A 20,114-nucleotide genomic window follows, 5' to 3' on the forward strand; every position below is an offset into this window, starting at 1 on the left:
CAGGCCGAAGCGGCTGGACCAGGATCCCACGGTGTTCGACGCCGTCGCGGGCCCGGGTGGCCTCGCGCTGCGGCCGCAACCCGGCAGATCGGGCAAAGCGGCGAAGCGTCCGCAGGGCTCCGGCGCGGGATTCACGGACGACCCCGCCGATCTGGTGCCGCTCGAGGAGGATCCGGCCGAGGCGGAACCCGGCGTCCGCGAGCGCGCGCGAGCGATCGCAGCCCGGCTCTCCGTCCCGAAGCCGAAGGCCGACCGCACGGCGCGCAGAGGCGCGGGCGACGTGGCCAGCCTTCCCTACGCCGAGGGCAGCGACGAGATCGATCTCGACGCGACCCTGGAGGTCCTCGCCGAGAAGCCGATGCCGGAGGACGACGACATCGTCGTCCGCGAGCGCGTCAGGACGAAGCGCTCCGTCGTGCTGGCCGTCGACGTCTCGGGCTCGATGAAGGGAGAGCGGATCCGGACGGCGGCGGCCACGGTCGGGGCTCTGGCTGCGGAACTCGACCAGGACGCGCTCGGAGTGATCGCCTTCTGGTCGGACGCAGCGGTGCTGCTCGAGCTCGGCCGGAGAATCGATCCGATGGCACTGCTCGACCAGATGCTGCGCATCCCCGCCCGGGGCCTGACCAACGTCGGGTTTCCGCTCACGATCGCCGCGAGCCAGCTGGCCGGGGTCCCGCAGCGGGATGCGCGCGTGATCCTGCTCTCCGACTGTGTCCACAACGCCGGGCCCGACCCGCGACCTCTCGCCGCTCTGCTGCCCCGCCTCGACGTGCTGCTCGACACCAGCGGCGAGAAGGACGTCGAGCTCGGACACGAGCTGGCCAGGATCGGACGCGGCTCGTTCCGGCCGGTCCGGACGCATCACGACATCGCCCCCGCCCTCAGCGCCCTGTTCCGGAACTGACCGGGAAGTCCCCCTTCCCCCTGTGGCACTCGGTGCCATAATGAACGGAGCACACGGCGGTGCAGCCGCGGTGCACGAACGAGAGTGAGGGTCCGATGGCCAGGAATCCGTGGTTCGAGACAGTGGCGGAAGCTCAGCGCCGAGCCAAGAAGCAGCTTCCCAGTTCGGTCTACGGGGCACTCGTCGCGGGCTCCGAGCGCGGCCTGACGATCGACGACAACATCGGGGCGTTCTCCGAGCTGGGCTTCGCGCCGCACGTCGCGGGGCACAAGGCGAACCGCGACCTGTCGACGACCGTGCTCGGGATCCCGATCGACTTCCCCGTGATCATCTCGCCCACCGGTGTCCAGGCGGTCCACCCCGACGGCGAAGTGGCCGTCGCGAGAGCCGCGGCAGCACGGGGCACGATCATGGGCCTCAGCTCGTTCGCGAGCAAACCGATCGAAGAGGTCGCCAAGGCGAACCCCAACACCTTCTTCCAGATGTACTGGACGGGCACGCGAGACCAGATGATCCAGCGAATGGATCGCGCACGGGCCGCCGGTGCGAAGGCGCTCATCTCGACCCTCGACTGGTCGTTCTCGAACGGTCGCGACTGGGGCAGCCCGGCCATCCCCGACAAGCTCGACCTGAAGACGATGGTGAAGTTCGCGCCGAACGTCCTGCCTCACCCGTCGTGGCTGCTGCGCTACGCGAAGGAGCGCACCCTTCCCGACCTGACGACGCCCAACCTCCAGCCGCCGGACGGCCCGGCGCCGACGTTCTTCGGCGCGTACTACGAGTGGATGCAGACACCCCCGCCCACCTGGGAGGACGTCGCCTGGCTCGCCAAGGAGTGGGGCGGCCCGTTCATCCTCAAGGGCGTGAGCCGCGTCGACGATGCGCGAAGAGCCGTCGACGCCGGTGTGAACGCCATCTCCGTGTCGAACCACGGCGGCAACAACCTCGACTCGACGCCGGGCACGATCCGCATGCTGCCGTCGGTCGTCGAAGCGGTCGACGGCCAGATCGAGGTCCTCCTCGACGGCGGCATTCGCCGTGGCGGCGACGTCGCGAAGGCGCTGGCCCTGGGCGCACGCGCCGTCCTCATCGGGCGCGCGTACCTGTGGGGCCTCGCCGCGAACGGCCAGGCCGGTGTCGAGAACGTCCTCGACATCCTGAAGGGCGGTCTCGACTCCGCCGTGCTGGGCACCGGGCACGCTTCCGTCCACGAGCTCTCGGCCGACGACCTCGTCATCCCCGACGGCTTCACCCGCACGCTGGGAGGGTCGGCTCTCGCCGCCGCCACGGCCGGCGGGCGCCCCCGCGCGACGAAGACGACCCCGCGGACGAAGAACCCGATCGGGTAGCGTCACGTCCATGGCCGCCCCACTCACCGGCTGGACCGAACTGGCCTCGGCCACGTGGCCCGAGGTGCCCGAATCGCCGCTTGTCCTCGTCCCCACCGGGTCGACCGAGCAGCACGGGCCGCACCTGCCGTTCCACACCGACAGCGTCGTCGCGCGCGCCGTCGCCACGGGCGTCGCCGAGACGTTGCCCGGGCAGGTCGTGGTCGCGCCCACCATCGCGTTCGGGGCCAGCGGCGAGCACGCCGACTTCCCCGGGACGATCTCGATCGGCCACGACGCGCTCCACGCACTCCTCGTCGAGACGGTGCGCTCCCTCGACCTCTGGGCGGGGCGCGTCGTCTTCGTGAACGGCCACGGCGGCAACGTCGTAACGGTGCGCCGGGTCGTGGCCGAGATGCGAGCCGAAGGGCACGACGTCGACTGGGCTCCGTGCGTCCTGCCCGGCGGCGACGCCCACGCCGGCCTGACCGAGACCTCCCTCATGCTGCACCTCCGGCCGGGCGACGTCCGGATCGACCTCGCCGAGCCCGGCGAATCCGCGCCGCTCGAAGAGATCCTGCCGCTCATGACGCGTTCCGGTGTTCGGGCCGTCTCGCCGAACGGAATTTTGGGCGATCCGACCGGCGCCTCTGCCGCTCAGGGCCGCGAGTTCCTCGCAACCATGGTCGACGGCGTCGTCCGACGCCTGGCGACCACCGCACCACCACCCGTCACCACGATTCCCTAGGAGAACATCATGACCGGACGCCTCGAGGGCAAAGTCGCCTTCATCACCGGTGCTGCACGCGGCCAGGGCCGCGCCCACGCCGTCAAACTGGCCTCGGAGGGGGCCGACATCATCGCCGTCGACATCGCCGGACCGCTTCCGCTCGTCCCGTACGACTCGCCGACCATGGCCGACGTCGACGAGACGGTGAGACTCGTCGAAGAACTCGACCGGCGAATCCTGTTCGAGCAGTGCGACACCCGCGATCTCGAGAAGATGCGCGCTTTCGTCGATGCCTCGGTCGCCAACCTCGGCAGGCTCGACGTCGTCGTCGGCAACGCCGGCATCTGCATCCCCGCCACGTGGGACGAAACGACCCCCGACATGTTCCAGACCACGATGGACATCAACGTCGTCGGAACCTGGAACACGGTCATGGTCGGCGCGCCCCACCTCGTGACGGCGGGCGGCGGATCGATCATCCTGACGAGTTCGTACGCGGGCAAGAAGATGCAGCCGTTCATGGTTCACTACACGGCGAGCAAGCACGCCGTCACCGGAATGACTCGCGCCTTCGCCGCCGAACTGGGCAAGCACAACATCCGCGTCAACAGCGTCCACCCGGGAGCGGTCAACACGCCCATGGGATCCGGCGACATGATCGCAGCGATCACCCATACCAACGAGAGCAACCCCCGCTCGCCGGCATGGGAACCCCGTTCCTCCCCACCTACTCCGCCGAGGCCGAGGACATCGCGAACGCCGTGGCCTTCCTCGCCTCCGACGACGCGCGTCTCATCACGGCCGAACACCTGAGCATCGATCAGGGTGCGCAGTACTTCTGATCGGCCGGCGGCCGAAGCCCTGCCGGCACCTCCCCCGGGGGCGGGCTGCCGATCGGTTTCGCGGTGCGCCTCGGCCACGCGGTCCGGGTGGAGGACTCCGGTACGACCCTGATCGGCGGTTCGCCCACGCGGGTCCTCTACCTCAAGCCCGCGGCGGGGCGGCTGCTCGCCGATCGCACCCTCACCGTGCAGGATCCCGCGACCCGCGCCCTCGCCGACCGTCTCCTCGACGCCGCGATGGCCGAGCCGATCGTCTCCACGCTCACTCCCCCGCCGGTGCACGAGGTCACCTTCGTGATCCCTGTCTACGGCCGGCCGGATGCTCTCGACCGGCTCCTGGCGAGCCTGCCGACCGGCTCGCGCGCCCTCGTCGTCGACGACGTCTCGCCCGACCGCGAAGCCATCGTCGCGGTCGCCGAACGCCACGGCGCCGAGTTCCTCCCGCTCGATGTCAACGGGGGTCCGGCCCGTGCGCGCAACGTCGGTCTCGGCCACGTCACGACGGCATTCGCCGCCTTCGCCGACACCGACCTCGTGCTCGACGACCAGACGGTGCCGACGATGCTCGCGCATTTCGCCGATCCCCGCGTCGCCCTCGTGGCGCCGCGCGTGCACGGACTCCGCGACGACACCGGGCTGAACTGGGTCGGGCGGTACGAACAGGCGAGGTCCTCGCTCGATCTGGGCGAGCATCCGGCCCTCGTCCGCCAGCGGTCGCCCGTCTCCTGGGTTCCCGCGGCCTTCCTCATCGGCAGGACCACAGCCCTCGGCGCCGGGTTCAGTGCCGAGATGCGCGAGGGGAAGACGTCGACCTCATCTGGCGGCTCGCCGATGCCGGATGGCGCGTCCGCTACGAACCCGCGGCGGCCGTGTGGCACGAGCACCGGCAGCGCGTGATCGCCTGGCTCGGCCGGAAGGCCTTCTACGGCAGCTCCGCGCACCCGCTGGCCGTGCGGCACGGAGCCGACGTCGCTCCGGCGGTCCTCGCGCCCTGGAACGTCGGCGTCATCGCGGCCCTCCTCGCACAGCGCCGCTGGTCGCTGCCGGTGGCCCTGGGAATGACCCTCGTGACGGTCTGGCGCGTGTCGCGAAAACTCCGGCGCAGCGATCGACCCGTTCGGCAGGCCGCCCGCCTGACCGCGAACGGAGTCGGGTCGTCGCTGGTGCAGACGACGGCGCTCCTCGTCCGGCACTGGTGGCCGGTCGCAGTCGTCCTCAGCGTCTTCTCGGCGCGGATCCGGCGCGCTCTGCTCGTCTCGGCCGTCGTCGACGCCGGCATCGAGTGGGCGCGTCTCCGACCCGACCTCGACCCCGTCCGGTTCGGCCTGGCCAGGCGCCTCGACGACCTCGCCTACGGCGCGGGCGTGTGGTGGTCCGCCGCGAAGGGCCGATCCCTCCGGGCCGTGCTGCCGCACATCACCCGGCGCGACTGAGCGGGGCCGGCCGACCGGGCCGACCCCGCTCGATCGGCCCCTACTTGACCGGGTTGGCGTTGACCCCGGTCAGGATCATGTGCCCCGCGTCGACCGGGATCGTCACCCCGGTGACGTTCGACGCGAGCGCCGAGTTGAGGTAGACGGCCGTGTCGGCGATGGCTTCCGGAGGCAGGAACGTCGTTCCCTTGAGGGCGCCGAAGTGGTAGCCGCCCTCGATCATGTCCGCCTCGGTGCCGCCGGGGTGGCCGGCGAACATGTCCCAGGCGCCCTGGTGGTCGGTCATCGGCGTCTTGATGGCGCCGGGGTTGATCGAGTTGCAGCGGATGCCGTACGGAGCCAGTTCGAGCGCGACGTTCTTCATCAGTCCGATGACGCCGTGCTTGGCCGCCACGTAGTGGGCGTAGTTGATGCCGGGCTCGAGGCCGTTGATCGAACTCGTCATGACGATGGAGCCGCTCTGGCGCTCGATCATGTGGGGCGCGACCGCTTTCGCGGCCTTCCAGACGCCGGTGAGGTTGACGGCGATCATGTCGTCCCACGACTCCTCCGACAGTTCCCAGAACGGCGCCTGAGTCCAGATGCCGGCGTTGGCGATCAGGATGTCGATCTTGCCGAACTCCGCGACGCCTCGTTCGACGGCGCCGTCGAGGTCGGACTGCTTGCGTACATCGCCCTTGATGGCGATGATCCGCCGGTCGAGCGCCTCGACCTGACGCACGGTCTCATCGAGATCCTCCTGACGACCCATCGTGTAGTCGACGCTCGCGATCTGGTCGGCGATGTCGAGGATGACGATGTCGGCACCCTCCTGTGCGCTCCGCACGGCGTGCGCTCGGCCCTGACCCCTGGATCCGCCCGTGATGAGGGCGACTTTGCCTTCTAGCATTCCCATGATGACTCTCCGATTCTTCTGCCGGGAGTCGGCGCGATCGGCGACACCCGTGTCATATCCGACGATATGGCATTGAGTGCCGAAAGGGAATGGCTCAGGATCGAGAGGCCTCCAGAAGGGCCCAGAGCTCAGCGCGGCCGGAGAATTCGTCGAGGTCGAGCTGGAGCAGAGAGCCGACTCGCGCGATCCTGGCCTTGAGGGTGTGGCGGTGGAGTCCGGCCTCCCGGGCCGCCGACTCCCAGTGCCCGTTGTGCGCGAGCCACAGTCGCGAACAGACCACGAGGTCGCCCGTTTCGTCGGCCAGGACGGCGAGACGCTTCTTCGCGAGGTTCTCGGCCGCCGGCGACCAGAGGTCGTCGAGGAGACCGCCCGCGGACTCCCCGAAGACGTTGAGCCCCGGACCGGGATTCTGCGAGAGCACGCGCGCCGCCTGAGCGAGGCCGGCCGAGGCCTCGACGGGTGCCAGGACCGCTGACAGCCCGACGGCGAGTTCGCCGATTCCCGGCACCTGCGCGACCACGCCGAGGAACCGCTCCGTCGACGCCGCGTCGATCACGACGACGATCCGATCGCCACGGTCGTCGACGAACGCCAGCCGACCGCGAGTCACCGCGTCGATCAGGCGGCCACGGGCCGCGGCCGGAAGCTCGGCGGGAGGCGACAGGATCCCGACGCGGAGGGCCTCGGGGAGGTCGTCCTGGAACTCGGCCGAGACGGCGGCCGCGCCGCCCACTTGGCTGTCGAGGAGCAATCGCACGATCACGGAGCCGAGGCGCTGCTCGAGGTGGCGCTCGGAGTCTCCGTAGCGCAGGAGCACCTCCGCGATCGCGACCGCGCTCGTCACCACCGCCTGCATGGCGACGTCGTTGTGTCCCGCTCCGGCGACGCCCATCGCGCCGCGGAGCGCACCTCGGGGCCCAAGGGTCTGCGCGGTCGCGAACCCGGACCAGCCGGGGAGCGCGACGTCGACGCTGGCGCGCGAACCGCGGCCGAGGATCTTGCGGCCCTCCTCCTCGAGAGGCGCGAGGGCGATCTCGGACGTGCGCTCCTCGAGGAGGACGTCGCCCGTGGACGACAGGATCACGATGGCACCCTGGACCTGTTCGGCCAGAGCCCGCGCCACGGCGACGAGCGTGCCGGTCGTGAGTGCCGCGACCGAGACGGCGCGCTGCGCCCGCAGGGTCCAGGCGTCGCGTTCGCGCTCGAGGGCCGAGATGCGGTCGGCGACCCAGCGGATCAGTGCGATGAACGGGACCTCGAGGGGAACCTCGACCAGGGTGACCTCGCGTTCCTCGCAGGCTTGGACCAGGGACGCCGGGGTCCCCTCGCGGATGACCTCGAGGCCGAAGCCGACGGCCACGACGCCCGCCGCCACCAGCCGATCGACGTAGGCGCGGTAGTACTCGTCGTCGTCCTCCTGCGGGAACTGCGTGCCGGTGGTGAGCAGCATCGTGTCGCCACTGAGGAAGGGCGTGGGGTCGTTCAGATCGGAGCTGTGCACCCAGTCGATCGCCGTGTCCAGGCCTCGCCCCGTGAGTCGCGGGATCAAGCGGAGCACGGAGTCGCCGAGAAGGCCGCGGACCGTGGGGGACGTCATCGACTGCACCGTCGAAGGTTATCCCCAATTGCCGCTTGGGCCGCGATCTATCCACAGATTGCCAAAACGGCATACCTCGCGTGTCGTGCACTCCCTACATTGGCGTCTATCCGTTCTGCACCACCCTGATCAGCACCCCTGAGGAGGCCACCGTGACGATCGTCGATTCCAGCGACGCAGGGCCCTACGTTCCCGGCCAGACGACGGGCGGGCCCGGCCTGCCCCAGCGCCGACGCCTCGTCACCGAGATCCCCGGCCCCCGTTCCCGGGAGCTCCTCGCGCGCAAGTCGAGTGCCGTCGCCCGCGGTGTCGGAATCAGCCTGCCGGTCTTCACCGACGCGGCCGGCGGCGGCGTCCTCGTCGACGTCGACGGCAACAGCTTCATCGACTTCGGCACCGGCATCGCGGTCACCGGTGTCGGCAACGCCGCTCCCGGCGTCGTCACGGCGGTGCAGCAGCAGGTCGAGCGGTACACCCACACGTGCTTCATGATCACGGGCTACGACTCCTACGTCGACGTCGCCGAAGCCCTGAATCGTCTCACGCCCGGCGACCACGACAAGCGCACGGCTCTGTTCAACACGGGTGCGGAGGCCGTCGAGAACGCCGTCAAGATCGCCCGCTCCTACACCGGGCGGCCCGCCGTGATCGCGTTCGACCACGCATATCACGGCCGAACCAACCTCACGATGGCGCTCACGGCCAAGGCGATGCCCTACAAGTCGGGTTTCGGTCCGTTCGCGCCCGAGATCTACCGAGCACCGCTCTCCTACCCGTACCGCGACGGCCTGAGCGGCGACGAGGCCGCCCGCGAGGCCATCGCGATGATCGAGAAGCAGGTCGGTGCCGCTTCCGTGGCCGCCGTCATCATCGAGCCGATCCAGGGCGAGGGCGGCTTCATCGTGCCCGCACCCGGGTTCCTCAGCGCGCTCTCCGCGTGGGCGACCGAGAACGGGGTCGTCTTCATCGCCGACGAGGTCCAGACCGGCTTCGCCCGGACGGGCGCGATGTTCGCCAGCGAGCACGAGGGCATCGTCCCCGACCTCATCGCGACGGCCAAAGGCATCGCCGGCGGCCTTCCCCTGTCGGCGGTCACAGGGCGGGCAGAGATCATGGACGCCCCGCACGTGGGCGGCCTCGGCGGCACCTACGGCGGAAACCCGGTCGCCTGCGCTGCCGCGCTGGCGGCGATCGAGGCCTACGAGCACGACGGTCTCATCGAGCGCGCCGGCGAGATCGAGACACTCATGAAGGCGCGGCTCACCGACCTCCAGTCGCGCGACCCTCGCATCGGTGATGTCCGCGGTCGCGGCGCCATGATCGCCATCGAGCTCGTCGATCCGCTCACCGGCGAGCCCGACGCAGCCCTCACGGCGGCGGTCGCCAAGCACAGTCACGATAACGGCGTGGTGCTGCTGACCTGCGGTACGTTCGGCAACGTCATCCGATTCCTTCCGCCCCTGTCCATCAACGACGCCTTACTCCACGACGGCCTCGACGTCGTGGCGCACGCCCTGGAGGCAGCATGACCATCACCGCTTCTCGAGAGCAGCAGATCCTCACCTCGGTGCCGACCGACCTCCTCATCAACGGTGTCTGGCGTCCGGCTCAGAGCGGCAGCACCTTCGCCGTCATCGACCCCGCCACCGGCGACGAACTGGCCCAGGTCGCCGACGGCACCCCGGCCGACGGCATCGCCGCGCTCGACGCCGCCGACGCGGCCGCGGCCGACTGGGCCGCCACCGCGCCGCGCAAGCGGGGCGAGATCCTCCGTCGCGCCTTCGACCTCGCCATCGAGCACCAGGAGGACCTCGCCGTCCTCATGACGATCGAGATGGGCAAGTCCCTTCCCGAAGCTCGAGGCGAGGTCACCTACGGGGCCGAGTTCCTGCGCTGGTTCTCCGAAGAGGCGGTCCGCATCTCGGGCCGCTACGGCCGGAACCCCGAGGGCACGGGCACGGCCATCGTGTCGCACCGGCCCGTGGGGCCGTGCCTTCTCATCACGCCGTGGAACTTCCCGCTCGCCATGGCGACGCGCAAGATCGCACCAGCCTTGGCGGCCGGGTGCACCGTCGTCCTCAAGCCGGCCGAGCTCACCCCGCTCACGAGCCTCTTCCTCGGCTCGTTGCTGCTCGAGGCGGGCGTTCCCGACGGGGTCGTCAACATCGTCACGACCACCGATTCGTCGGGAGTCGGCTCGGCACTGATGGCCGACCCGAGGCTGCGCAAGGTGAGTTTCACCGGGTCGACGCCGGTGGGCAAGGTCCTGCTCAAGCAGGCGGCCGACAACGTGCTGCGCACGTCGATGGAGCTCGGCGGCAACGCCCCCTTCCTGGTCTTCGACGACGCCGACATCGAGGCTGCCGTCGCCGGCGCCATGCTCGCCAAATTCCGCAACATCGGTGAAGCCTGCACCGCGGCGAACCGCTTCTTCGTCCACGCGTCCGTCGCCAACGAGTTCGCCTCACGGCTCACCGCCAAGGTCCGCGAACTGGGCGTCGGGCGCGGCACCGACGACGGCGTGTCGATCGGCCCCCTCATCAATGCCGCCGCCGTGGAGAAGAACGCCGAGCTCGTCGACGACGCCACTTCCCGCGGGGCGACGATCGTCACCGGCGGAAGCGCGATCGACGGCCCCGGCACCTTCTTCGCGCCGACCGTGCTGACCGGCATCCAGCCCGGCACCCGCCTCCTGCGCGAAGAGATCTTCGGCCCCGTCGCAGCGATCACGACGTTCGAGACCGAAGACGAGGGAGTGCGGCTGGCCAACGACACCGAGTTCGGTCTCGTGTCCTACGCGTTCACTCGCGACCTGGCGCGCGGGCACCGACTCGTCGACAGCCTCCGCTCCGGCATGCTCGGTCTCAACACGGGCGTCGTCTCCAACGCCGCCGCCCCCTTCGGCGGCGTGAAGTCGTCCGGCCTCGGTCGAGAGGGCGGCCTCGAAGGCATCCACGAATACCTCGACACCACCTACACGCTGATTCCCGCGAGCTGAGAGAGCACGACCATGCCCCACGAGATCCTGCAGAACTTCATCGGCGGCCAGTTCGTCGCGGCCCACGGCGAGGCGACGCTCGACGTCGTCGACCCGCGCACCGAAGCGGTCGTCGCAACCTCGCCCGTGTCCGACGGCTCCGACGTCGACGCGGCCATGGCCGCAGCCGAGGCGGCGTTCCCGGCCTGGAAGCGCACGACGCCGAGCGGTCGCCAGAAGGCGCTCCTCGCGCTGGCCGACGCCCTCGAAGCAGGGTCCGACCGCCTGGTCGAAGCCCAGCACCGCAACACCGGGCAGCCGAAGGCCCTGATCGCGTCCGAAGAGGTCGCCGTCGGCGCCGATCAGCTGCGCTTCTTCGCCGGGGCCGCCCGGCAGGCGACAGGCCTCGCCTCCGGCGAGTTCCTCGAAGGTCTGACCTCGTCGGTTCGGCGCGAGCCCATCGGCGTCGTGGCGCAGGTGACGCCCTGGAACTACCCGCTGATGATGGCCCTCTGGAAAATCGGGCCGGCCCTCGCCGCCGGCAACACGATCGTGCTCAAGCCGAGCGACACCACTCCCGAGTCCACCCTGGTCCTGGCCGAGCTGACCCGCGGCGTCCTACCGGACGGAGTCTTCAACGTCGTCCTCGGCGACGCGTCGACAGGTGCCCTGCTGACGGAGCACCCGACTCCGGGCCTCGTGGCGATCACGGGCAGCGTTCGCGCGGGGCGAGCCGTGGCGACCTCCGGTGCCGAAGGGCTCAAGCGCGTCCACCTCGAGCTGGGCGGCAAGGCTCCCGTCGTCGTGTTCCCGGACGTCGACCTGACCGCGACCGCCGAGGCCGTCACGCAGGCCGCGTTCTTCAACGCCGGGCAAGACTGCACCGCCGCCACGCGCGTCATCGTGCACCGCGACGTCCACGACGCCTTCGTCGACGCGCTGGTCACGGCCGCCGAGAACACGATCACCGGCGATGTCGAAGATGCCTTCTACGGCCCTCTCAACAACGCCAGGCACTTCGCTCAGGTCGTCGCCGCCGTCGACGGTCTGCCCGAGCACGCCACGGTGCGCACCGGCGGATTCCGCGTCGGCGACACCGGCTTCTTCTACGCGCCGACGATCGTCGCCGACGTGCGTCAAGACGACCCGATCGTCCAAGACGAGACCTTCGGCCCGGTGCTCACGGTGCAGGCCTTCGACACCGACGACGAAGCGCTCGAGCTCGCGAACGGCGTCCGGTACGCCCTCGCCTCCAGCGTGTGGACCACCGACCACACGACGGCCGAGCGCTTCGCTCGCGATCTCGACTTCGGATGCGTCTGGATAAACACCCACATCCCGCTCGCGGCCGAGATGCCCCACGGCGGGTTCAAACAGTCCGGCTACGGGAAAGACCTGTCCGCCTATTCCGTCGACGACTACACCCGGATCAAGCACGTCATGAGCGCGCACTGACGACGCTTCGCTCCGCCCGCCCGCGCTCCCGCCACGTCAAGCGCGGTCTGTCCGACCAGCAACCAGCCCGCCCGTCATCATCCCCGAGCTCAACAAGTAAAGGTGTCCACAATGTCCGAGACCACGACACTCACCGCTGACGTCGTCATCATCGGAGCCGGAGCCACCGGCCTCACCGCGGCCAGCGATCTCGTGAAGGCCGGCCTGTCGGTCGTGGTTCTCGAGGCCCGCGACCGGGTCGGCGGCCGACTCTGGACCAATTCCATCGACGGCCAGATGTTCGAGATCGGCGGCCAGTGGGTCTCGCCCGACCAGACGGCCCTGTTGGCGACCCTCGACGAGCTCGGGCTGGCGACCTACGAGCGCTTCCGCACGGGTGACAGCGTCTACGTCGGCCGCGACGGTGCGGCCAAGCGATTCACCGGTGACATCTTCCCCGCGACACCGACCACGGAGAGCGAGATCGAGCGCCTCATCGGCGTGATGGACGAGCTCACCGCCCAGACCGATCCCGACGCCCCCTGGGAGCACCCGAGGGCCCGCGAACTCGACTCGGTCTCGTTCAAGGAGTGGCTGATCACGCAGTCCGACGACGAAGAGGCCCGCGACAACATCGCCCTCTTCATCGCCGATGCCATGCTCACCAAGCCCGCTCACGCGTTCTCGACCCTGCAGGCCCTTCTCATGGCGGCGAGCGCCGGCAGTTTCTCGAACCTCGTCGACGCCGACTTCATCCTCGACCGCCGAGTGGTCGGCGGGCTCCAGAGCGTGCCACTCGCCCTCTCGGAGAGTCTCGGCGACCGGGTCACGCTCGAGCAGGCGGTCCGCACCCTCGAATGGAACGAGAGCGGCGTCGTCGCGATCACCGACACCCTGCGCGTCGAGGCCAAGCGCGCACTGGTCGCCGTCCCGCCGAACCTCTACGGGCGCATCTCCTACGATCCCCGCTGCCGCGCCGGCGCCACCAGCTTCACCAACACCTGTCGCTCGGCCTCGTGATCAAGGTCCACGCCACCTACGAGACACCGTTCTGGCGCGAAGCCGGGCTCTCCGGCACGGCGTTCAGCCCGTACCAGCTGGTGCACGAGGCGTACGACAACAGCAACCACGGCGAGTCCCGCGGCACCCTCGTCGGATTCGTGAGCGACGAGAAGGCCGACAGGGTGCTCGCGCTCGACGCCGACGAGCGCCGCGCGAAGATCCTGGCGTCCCTTGCCACCTACTACGGGCCACAGGCGGAGAATCCCGCCGTCTACTACGAGAGCGACTGGGCGGCCGAGGAGTGGACCCAGGGCGCCTACGCGGCCAGCTACGACCTCGGCGGCCTCACCCGCTACGGGGCCGACCAGCACCTGCCCGTCGGCCCGATCCGCTTCGGTTCCAGCGACGTCGCCGGCCTGGGCTACCAGCACGTCGACGGCGCGATCCGAATGGGGCACCGGCTCGGCAGCGAGATCTTCGCCGACGTGGTCGCCGCCGCTCACTGACGACTCGCGGGCCGTCGATCCGCCGACTCGACCTCGATCCACGATCTCGCGTGGATCCACGTCGAATCAGCGGATCGTCAGGCCCCGACGGCCGGCTGCTGCTGCGTGATGCAGTGAATACCGCCACCCCGCGCGAAGATCGGTCGGGCATCCACCGTGACGACACGTCGGCCCGGGTACACCGACGCCAGGATGGCGGCCGCCCGCTCATCGGAGGCGGGCTGACCGAAACCGCAGGCGATCACACCGCCGTTGACGACGAGGTGGTTGACGTAGCTGTGATCGACGAACCCGCGCTCGTCGCGGAGCTCCGCGGGCGCCGGGAGCTCCACGATCTCGAACGCCCGCCCCGTGGCATCCTGCTGTCGCTCGAAGAAGGCGCGGAGCGAAGCGGTCACGGCGTGGTCGGGGTGCGCAGGGTCCTCCTGGGAGTGCAGCAGCAGCACACCGGGCGACGCGATCGTCGCCACCATGTCGACATGGCCCCGCGTGCCGAACTCGTCGTAGTCACGAGTGAGGCCGCGAGGCAGCCAGATGACGTGCGTCGCCCCGATCGTGCGGGCCAGCTCGACCTCCACCCGAGCCCTGTCGGCGTGCGGATTCCGGCCCGGGTCGAGTTGCACGGTCTCGGTGACGAGCACCGTCCCGAGTCCGTCGACGTGGATGGCGCCGCCCTCGTTGACCAGCAGGGAGGGCAGGATGCTCGCTCCGGCGCGCGAGGCGACGAACGCCCCGATCTCCCGGTCGGCGCCCCAGGACGCCCAGCTCTGGGCGCCCCAGCCGTTGAAGATCCAGTCCACCGCACCGAGCCCCGGGCGTGAAGCGCCGGTGGCGCCCCTGGCGAGGGCAGGACGAACGTCGGGCCGGAGTCGCGGATCCAGAAGTCGTCGAGGGGAGCCTCGACCACCTCGATCGCGGCCGACAGGTGTCGTCGGGCGTCGTCGCGGGCCGAGGGGTCGACGACCATCGTGACGGGTTCGAACTCGGCGACGGCGTGGGCCACGGCCGCCCACGCGGCGCGGGCCTCCTCGGCGGAGGCGTGATCGTCGCCGAGGGTGTAGCCGTCGCGCGGGAAGGCCATCCACGTGCGCTCGTGCGGGGCCGTCTCGGCGGGCATGCGCCACGCGGTCATGCGACACCCCCGCCGAGTCCGGCTGCGGCAGCGGCAGCCGCCGCCACGGCTCCGTAGCCGTCGCGCTCCTCGTCGACGGGCGCCACGAGGGCCTGGTACTGGTCGGGTCGCCTGGTCACGTAGAACGGGAACAGCTTCAGCCACTCGTCGCGCTGCGCGATGTCGAGCGACGCCACGAGAACGGCCGAGGCGTCGCGGGGAGCCTCCACGAGGATCCTGCCGAACGGGTCGGAGATGAACGACGACCCGTAGAAGGTGATGTCGCCTTCGTCGCCCCAGCGATTGGGCACGACCATGAAGAGACCGCTGGTGATGCCGTTCGCCGTGATGACGTGGCGCCAGATGTCGCGGGTGTCGAAGTCGGGGAAGGTCGGCTCGGAGCCGATCGCCGTCGGGTACGCCAGCAGCTCGGCGCCGGCCAGCCCGTAGGCCCTCGACAGCTCGGGGAACCACTCGTCCCAGCAGGTGGGCAGCCCGACGCGCGCGCCGAGCCCCGGAGCGGAGTACACGGGGTGCGGGTCGGCGTCGCCGCCCGGCCGGAAGAAGGTGTCTTCGTAGTAGCCGGCGCTGATCGGGATGTGGGTCTTTCGCGTGCGCCCCACGAGGTGGCCCTCCGGGTCGAGCAGGATCGCCGTGTTGTAGCCACGCGGATCGTCCGGATCGTCGTCGTGGGCCGGACGCTCGTACAGCGAAGCGTGCACGAACACCCCGAAGTCGCGCGCGGCCTCGGCGGCGAAGGTGAACGTCGGGCCGGACTCCAGCTCTTCGGCGTCGTCCTTCGGCACTCCGGCTGCCGGCTGATCTCCCGGGTAGCGACGCAGCGTCAGCTCCGGAAGGAAGACGGCGGCGGCGCCCGCGGACGCGGCGAGACGGATGCCCTCGCGGAGTTCCGCCACGTGCTCCCGCGGGTCGGGCAGCCAGCTCATCTGAACGAGGCCGATGCGAAGGGGCTCGCGGACACCGGGATCGTTCACTCCGGTCGGGACCCGGAGCGGAGCGGACGGGACGGGAGCGGTGATGAGTTGCACGGCGAGCCTCCTCGGTCGTGACGCGGACGCGTCGTCATTTATTGATCATACGATCAACTATTCGCCCACGCCAGCCCTCGGGAAGACCGGATCCGGCTAGCATTCCTACCGTGACGACCAGCACCGGAGAGCCCCGCCGACGCCGACGCCCCGATGAACGGCGCGAGGAGGTCGCGCAGACCGCCCGCGACCTGGCCCTCGGTGACGGACTCGCCGCACTCAGCCTCCGCTCCATCGCCTCCTCCATGAACGTCGCTTCCGGGCTCGTCGCCCACTACGAGCCCTCGATGGAAGAGCTCACCGCCTCGACCTTCCGTCACGTGGTGGCGGTCGAGCTCACCGAGGTCCGCGCTCTCGTCGATGACGCGCCGACCGGCCTCGACCGGCTCGACCGGCTCGTCACGACCCTTCTCGACCCGGAGCGCGACGCGCTGTCGACGATCTGGGCCGACGCCTGGAGCCTCGGGCGCCGCATGCCCCTGCTCGCTCGCGCCGCCCGCGAATCGATGGATTCGTGGCATTCGTACGCTCGCGAGATCCTGCTCGCCGCCGTTGCCGAGGGGAGCGTCCGCACGACCGAGCCCGACCTGGTCGCCCTCGAACTCTTCGCTCTCGTGGACAGCACGACCGCCTACGCCCTCGTGTCGTATCGCACCCCGAAAGAGCGGAACCAGCTCGTCAGACGCGCTCTGGAGCAGGCTCTCGGGCTCGAGTCCGGAATTCTTGCGCGACGCGCCTGAGCCAGGAAAAGCCCCGGTCAGGGCTTATTCAGTCGTGTGACGAATGGGACTCGTGTGACCCATGGGACTCGTTCGGGGGTGTACATCGTGTCCCCCACTGGTTAGCCTCGGTGAGTCCGGCCGGGTCGCACTAGGGGTGTGCCCACGCCGGCTCAGGGAGACCCATGACTTCGATCATCCGTTCCGCTGTGACCGCAGGGGCGGCCTTGGCGATCGCCACGGCTCTTGCGGTCGGCACGACGCACCTGGCCTCGCCGGCGTCCGCGGCGACGGCCGCGCCGACGCCGACCGTCAGCGCCTCGCCGACCGTCAGCGCCTCGCCCGGTGCCACAGCCTCGCCCAGCGCCTCCGCGTCTGCCACGCCGAGCGCGTCGCCGAGCGCAGCCGCCACTCCCACCCCCGCTCCCAGCGCGAGCACCGGCGTCGACACGTCCGCCGACGACCCGTCCCTCGCGGCCCAGAACGCGGCCGGCAACCACTCGATGGGGTCGACGATCCCGTCCTCCGACCCTGCCGCTGCGGCCGTGCCCAAGCTGAAGTCGCTCGCACAGGCCAAGGTCGCAGCCACCAAGACGTGGCCGGCGGGTCTCAAGGGCCTCGATGTGAGCGCGTACCAGACGGGCATCAACTGGAAGACCCTGTACAGTCAGGGCGCCCGGTTCGCCTACGTGAAGGCCACCGAAGGTACGGGCTACCAGAGCAGCCAGTTCGCCTCGCAGTACAACGGCTCTTACGCCGCCGGCATGGTCCGCGGCGCCTACCACTTCGCGACGCCCAACACCTCGACCGGCACCGCGCAGGCCACCTACTTCGTCGCCCACGGCGGCGGCTGGTCACCGGACGGTCGCACGCTGCCGCCGCTGCTCGACGTCGAGTACGGCTACAACGGCACCTGCTGGGGGCTCAGCCAGTCGGCCATGGTGAAGTGGATCAGCGACTTCTCCAACACGGTCCTCGCCAAGGTCGGCACGCGTCCTGCCATCTACGCGACGGCGAACTGGTGGAACACCTGCACCGGCAGCAGCAAGGCCTTCTCCGCCAACCCGTTCTTCGTCGCGCAGTATCCGACGACGACGACCTCCTCGTCCAAGCCGGCCACCCTGGGCGCCAGCTGGTCGAAGTGGAACTTCTGGCAGTGGTCCTCGACCGGTCCGTTCCCGGGCGACTCCGACGTGTTCAACGGAACCGCCGCGTCCCTGACGCTGCTGGCGCGCGGCGGCGGCACTCCGATCTCGACCGCCGGCCCCGACGCCGGATCCACCCTGCAAGGTGCCAAGAGTCTCCAGCCGGGCAAGTCGATCGAGTCGTCCAACGGCCAGTACCAGCTCATCATGCAGACCGACGGCAACCTCGTCGTCTACGGCAACGGCCGCTGGATCTGGCAGACCGCCACGCAACACAATCCCGGTGCTCGACTCGAGATGCAGGCCGACGGCAACTTCGTCGTGTACTCGAAGGCCAACAAGGCCCTCTGGAACACCGGGACGAACGGTGCGGGCTCCAGCCCGAAAGCCGTCCTCCAGTCGAACGGCGACCTCCAGGTCGTCACGTCGCGCGGTGTCGTCTGGCACAACGGCGCCTCGGGGTCGTCGACCCTGCTGTCGAACACCACGCTGAAGGGCGGGCAGTTCTTGCACGACCCCACCGGGCTCCTGCAGGCCATCATGCAGACGGACGGCAACTTCGTCGTCTACATCGGCGGCAAGGCGAAGTTCAACACCCACACGAACGGCCTCAAGGGTGCGACGCTCATCCTGCAGACCGACGGCAACCTCGTGCTGTACGACTCGGCCCATAAAGCCCGCTGGAACACGAACACCTACCACGCCGGCGCGGGCTGCTACCTGACGATGCAGTCGGACGGCACCCTCGTCCTCCGCAACAAGGGCGGCACGGCGATCTGGACGAGCAACACGCACGTCTAGGCTCGGGCCGGCCCGCTGATCGAGGCCGGCTCAGCCCCCGAGCTCGGCCAGGCGAGGCAGCGCTGCCTCGTCGGCGCCCAGGAAGATCAGCCGCTGCCGGAGCGACAGGACGGCGAGCTCCCAGAAGAGGTCGCGTTCGTCCATCGTGTCGGTGACGTAGCGCAGACCGACGAAGGTTCCGACCAGGACGAGCGCCTCGCGATGCGTGTCGATGCCGAGCGGGACGAGGCCCTGGCCGGCAGCACGACGGAGGTCGTCGGCGAGACGGGCGACCCAGCCGACGTAGGCCCGAGGTGCGGCAGGATCGTCCAGCTTGTGTTCGTTGACCAGCCGAAGTGCCGCTCGCGCGAGGGGTTCGTGCTGAACGCCCGGGCGACGACGGCGGTCGACTCGAGGATGTCGGCGAGCGGCCCGCCCGGGGACGGCTCGGTCGAGAGGAAGGTCCCTCCCGGGAAGGCCTCGGCCACGACCTGCGCGGCGATGTCGGCCTTCGTGGCGAAGTGGTAGCTCACCAGACTCTTGGCGACACCGGCGCGTGCCGCGATCGAACCGTACGACGACGACTCGTACCCCTTGATCTCGAACTCGAGGCCGGCCGCCTCCAAGATCGTGCGCACCGTCCGGCGACGCTGTTCTTCGCGGATGCCCATGGCGGCATATTAGCGGCCCGACCTCTGCACGTCAGGGCTTGACCGAGACCTCGATCCGGTTCGACCACGGGTCGTCGAACGAGGCGATGCGGCCGTCGTCGCGCGTCGCGATCCGGTGGTGCGTCAGGCGCTCTTCGAGGGCACCGAGGTCGTCGGGCGTCGGCACCTCGATGCGGACGAGCCCCAGGCCGAGGGCGAGCTGACGTCGACCGGCGCCAGCACTGTTCCAGGTGTTCATCGCCATGTGGTGGTGATAGCCGCCGGCGCTGACGAAGAGAGCCTGGGTGCCGAACATCGTGGTCGTCTCGAAGCCGAGCTGCTCCACGTAGAACCGCCGCGCGCTGGGCACGTCGCCGACGCTGAGGTGCACGTGACCGACGCTGGCCGGTCGTCCGTTCGCGCCCGCGAGGGCGGCCTCGGAGAGGTTCTCCTGCAGGAACGCGTTCGGATCGAGAGCCAGCGTCGCCATGTCGATCTGCCCGTGGGTCCAGCTCCACTCGGTTCGCGAGCGATCCCAGTAGAGCTCGATGCCGTTGCCCTCGGGGTCGGTGAAGTAGAAGGCCTTGCTGACGAGGTGATCGGCACTGCCGGTGAACGACTGCGGGTAGCGGGCGGCGACGCCGTACACGGCCGTCGCGAGGTCGGCCTCGGTCTCGAACAGGATCGCCGTGTGGAACAACCCCGCTTCGCGCGGCCCGGCGTGCTTGAGCTCGGGCGCGTGCTCCAGGATCACGATCGGTACGGCCCCGCGCCCCAGGATGGTGCGCTCGGGCTCTTGCGCCAGCAGCGTGAGCGTCACCGCGTCGCGATAGTAGGCGGTCATGGCCTCGAGGTCGGCGACCCGAAGGGTGACCGCGCCCATGGAGGTGTCGGCGGCGAGCAGGTCGGCAGCGTTCGTGGACATGTCACCGAGGCTACCATCAATTAGTTGTCGCTACAACTATTTCCGAGTCGCCGACACTCCGTCGATCACACGGCCGATGGGCAA

At 69.9% G+C, this 20,114-nt stretch carries 16 protein-coding genes and 2 pseudogenes; 12 read left to right on the forward strand and 6 right to left on the reverse strand.

Translation table 11 applies throughout. From position 1 onward, the window contains the following. Positions 1-31 precede the first annotated feature (31 nt). The 6 genes from QUE79_RS20990 to QUE79_RS21015 all read left to right on the forward strand — a co-directional run bounded on the left by QUE79_RS20990 (position 32) and on the right by QUE79_RS21015 (position 5,240). Positions 32-907, forward strand: coding sequence for a vWA domain-containing protein (locus tag QUE79_RS20990; RefSeq protein ID WP_286344765.1), 876 nt, complete (start codon positions 32-34; stop codon positions 905-907). 95 nt (positions 908-1,002) lie between these two features. Then, positions 1,003-2,256, forward strand: coding sequence for a pre-mycofactocin synthase MftD (gene mftD / locus QUE79_RS20995; RefSeq protein WP_286344766.1), 1,254 nt, complete (start codon positions 1,003-1,005; stop codon positions 2,254-2,256). A 10-nt stretch (positions 2,257-2,266) separates the two neighbouring features. Further along, positions 2,267-2,983, forward strand: a complete 717-nt coding sequence (mftE, locus tag QUE79_RS21000; protein WP_286344767.1) for a mycofactocin biosynthesis peptidyl-dipeptidase MftE — start codon at positions 2,267-2,269, stop codon at positions 2,981-2,983. A 9-nt stretch (positions 2,984-2,992) separates the two neighbouring features. Further along, positions 2,993-3,778: a mycofactocin-coupled SDR family oxidoreductase gene (locus QUE79_RS21005; protein ID WP_286344768.1), complete on the forward strand. Its 786-nt coding sequence runs from the start codon at positions 2,993-2,995 to the stop codon at positions 3,776-3,778. 92 nt (positions 3,779-3,870) lie between these two features. Next, a complete protein-coding gene (locus QUE79_RS21010) occupies positions 3,871-4,704 on the forward strand; it encodes a glycosyltransferase family 2 protein (RefSeq protein WP_286344769.1) in 834 nt (277 codons plus the stop codon). Continuing rightward, positions 4,677-5,240, forward strand: coding sequence for a hypothetical protein (locus QUE79_RS21015; RefSeq protein ID WP_286344770.1), 564 nt, complete (start codon positions 4,677-4,679; stop codon positions 5,238-5,240). The genes QUE79_RS21010 and QUE79_RS21015 overlap by 28 nt, the downstream gene beginning before the upstream one ends. Positions 5,241-5,280: 40 nt before the next feature. Here QUE79_RS21015 and QUE79_RS21020 read toward each other — a convergent pair whose 3' ends face one another. Both QUE79_RS21020 and QUE79_RS21025 read right to left on the reverse strand, forming a co-directional pair. Further along, a complete protein-coding gene (locus tag QUE79_RS21020) occupies positions 5,281-6,135 on the reverse strand; it encodes a mycofactocin-coupled SDR family oxidoreductase (RefSeq protein ID WP_286344771.1) in 855 nt (284 codons plus the stop codon). A gap of 94 nt (positions 6,136-6,229) precedes the next feature. Next, positions 6,230-7,732, reverse strand: a complete 1,503-nt coding sequence (locus QUE79_RS21025) for a PucR family transcriptional regulator (protein WP_286344772.1) — start codon at positions 7,730-7,732, stop codon at positions 6,230-6,232. A gap of 152 nt (positions 7,733-7,884) precedes the next feature. On the opposite strand from QUE79_RS21025, the gene gabT reads away from it, so the two are divergent. The 4 genes and pseudogenes from gabT to QUE79_RS21045 form a co-directional block, all read left to right on the forward strand. Beyond that, on the forward strand, positions 7,885-9,261 hold the full coding sequence (gabT, locus tag QUE79_RS21030; protein WP_286344773.1) for a 4-aminobutyrate--2-oxoglutarate transaminase: 1,377 nt from the start codon (positions 7,885-7,887) through the stop codon (positions 9,259-9,261). Beyond that, complete coding sequence (locus tag QUE79_RS21035; RefSeq protein ID WP_286344774.1) at positions 9,258-10,730, forward strand: NAD-dependent succinate-semialdehyde dehydrogenase; 1,473 nt, start codon at positions 9,258-9,260, stop codon at positions 10,728-10,730. The genes gabT and QUE79_RS21035 overlap by 4 nt, the downstream gene beginning before the upstream one ends. 12 nt (positions 10,731-10,742) lie before the next feature. Beyond that, positions 10,743-12,164 (forward strand): aminobutyraldehyde dehydrogenase, encoded by a 1,422-nt coding sequence (locus QUE79_RS21040; RefSeq protein WP_286344775.1) that lies wholly within the window; start codon positions 10,743-10,745, stop codon positions 12,162-12,164. Positions 12,165-12,275: 111 nt separating this feature from the next. Continuing rightward, positions 12,276-13,546: pseudogene (locus QUE79_RS21045) on the forward strand (flavin monoamine oxidase family protein); the annotation flags it as partial. Between the two features lie 182 nt (positions 13,547-13,728). On the opposite strand, the pseudogene QUE79_RS21050 reads toward QUE79_RS21045, so the two are convergent. Then, positions 13,729-14,768 (reverse strand): annotated as a pseudogene (locus tag QUE79_RS21050) (agmatine deiminase family protein). An 11-nt stretch (positions 14,769-14,779) separates the two neighbouring features. Beyond that, the gene (locus QUE79_RS21055) at positions 14,780-15,811 is read right to left on the reverse strand and encodes a nitrilase-related carbon-nitrogen hydrolase (RefSeq protein WP_286344776.1); all 1,032 of its coding nucleotides are present in this window, start codon (positions 15,809-15,811) and stop codon (positions 14,780-14,782) included. A 110-nt stretch (positions 15,812-15,921) separates the two neighbouring features. Between QUE79_RS21055 and QUE79_RS21060 the strand changes: the two genes are divergently transcribed. Together QUE79_RS21060 and QUE79_RS21065 are read left to right on the forward strand one after the other, a co-directional pair. Further along, complete coding sequence (locus tag QUE79_RS21060; RefSeq protein ID WP_286344777.1) at positions 15,922-16,551, forward strand: TetR family transcriptional regulator C-terminal domain-containing protein; 630 nt, start codon at positions 15,922-15,924, stop codon at positions 16,549-16,551. A 164-nt stretch (positions 16,552-16,715) separates the two neighbouring features. Continuing rightward, entirely contained in the window at positions 16,716-18,476 is a 1,761-nt protein-coding gene (locus tag QUE79_RS21065) for a GH25 family lysozyme (protein ID WP_286344778.1), read from the forward strand. Between the two features lie 86 nt (positions 18,477-18,562). Here the strand turns inward: QUE79_RS21065 and QUE79_RS21070 are convergent, their stop codons facing one another. After that, on the reverse strand, positions 18,563-19,126 hold the full coding sequence (locus QUE79_RS21070) for a TetR/AcrR family transcriptional regulator (protein WP_286344779.1): 564 nt from the start codon (positions 19,124-19,126) through the stop codon (positions 18,563-18,565). Between the two features lie 31 nt (positions 19,127-19,157). After that, positions 19,158-20,030, reverse strand: a complete 873-nt coding sequence (locus QUE79_RS21075) for a VOC family protein (protein WP_286344780.1) — start codon at positions 20,028-20,030, stop codon at positions 19,158-19,160. Positions 20,031-20,114: the final 84 nt, after the last annotated feature.

This window comes from Frondihabitans sucicola, from assembly GCF_030296615.1.
In the GTDB taxonomy this organism is placed as follows: Bacteria; Actinomycetota; Actinomycetes; order Actinomycetales; family Microbacteriaceae; genus Frondihabitans; species Frondihabitans sucicola.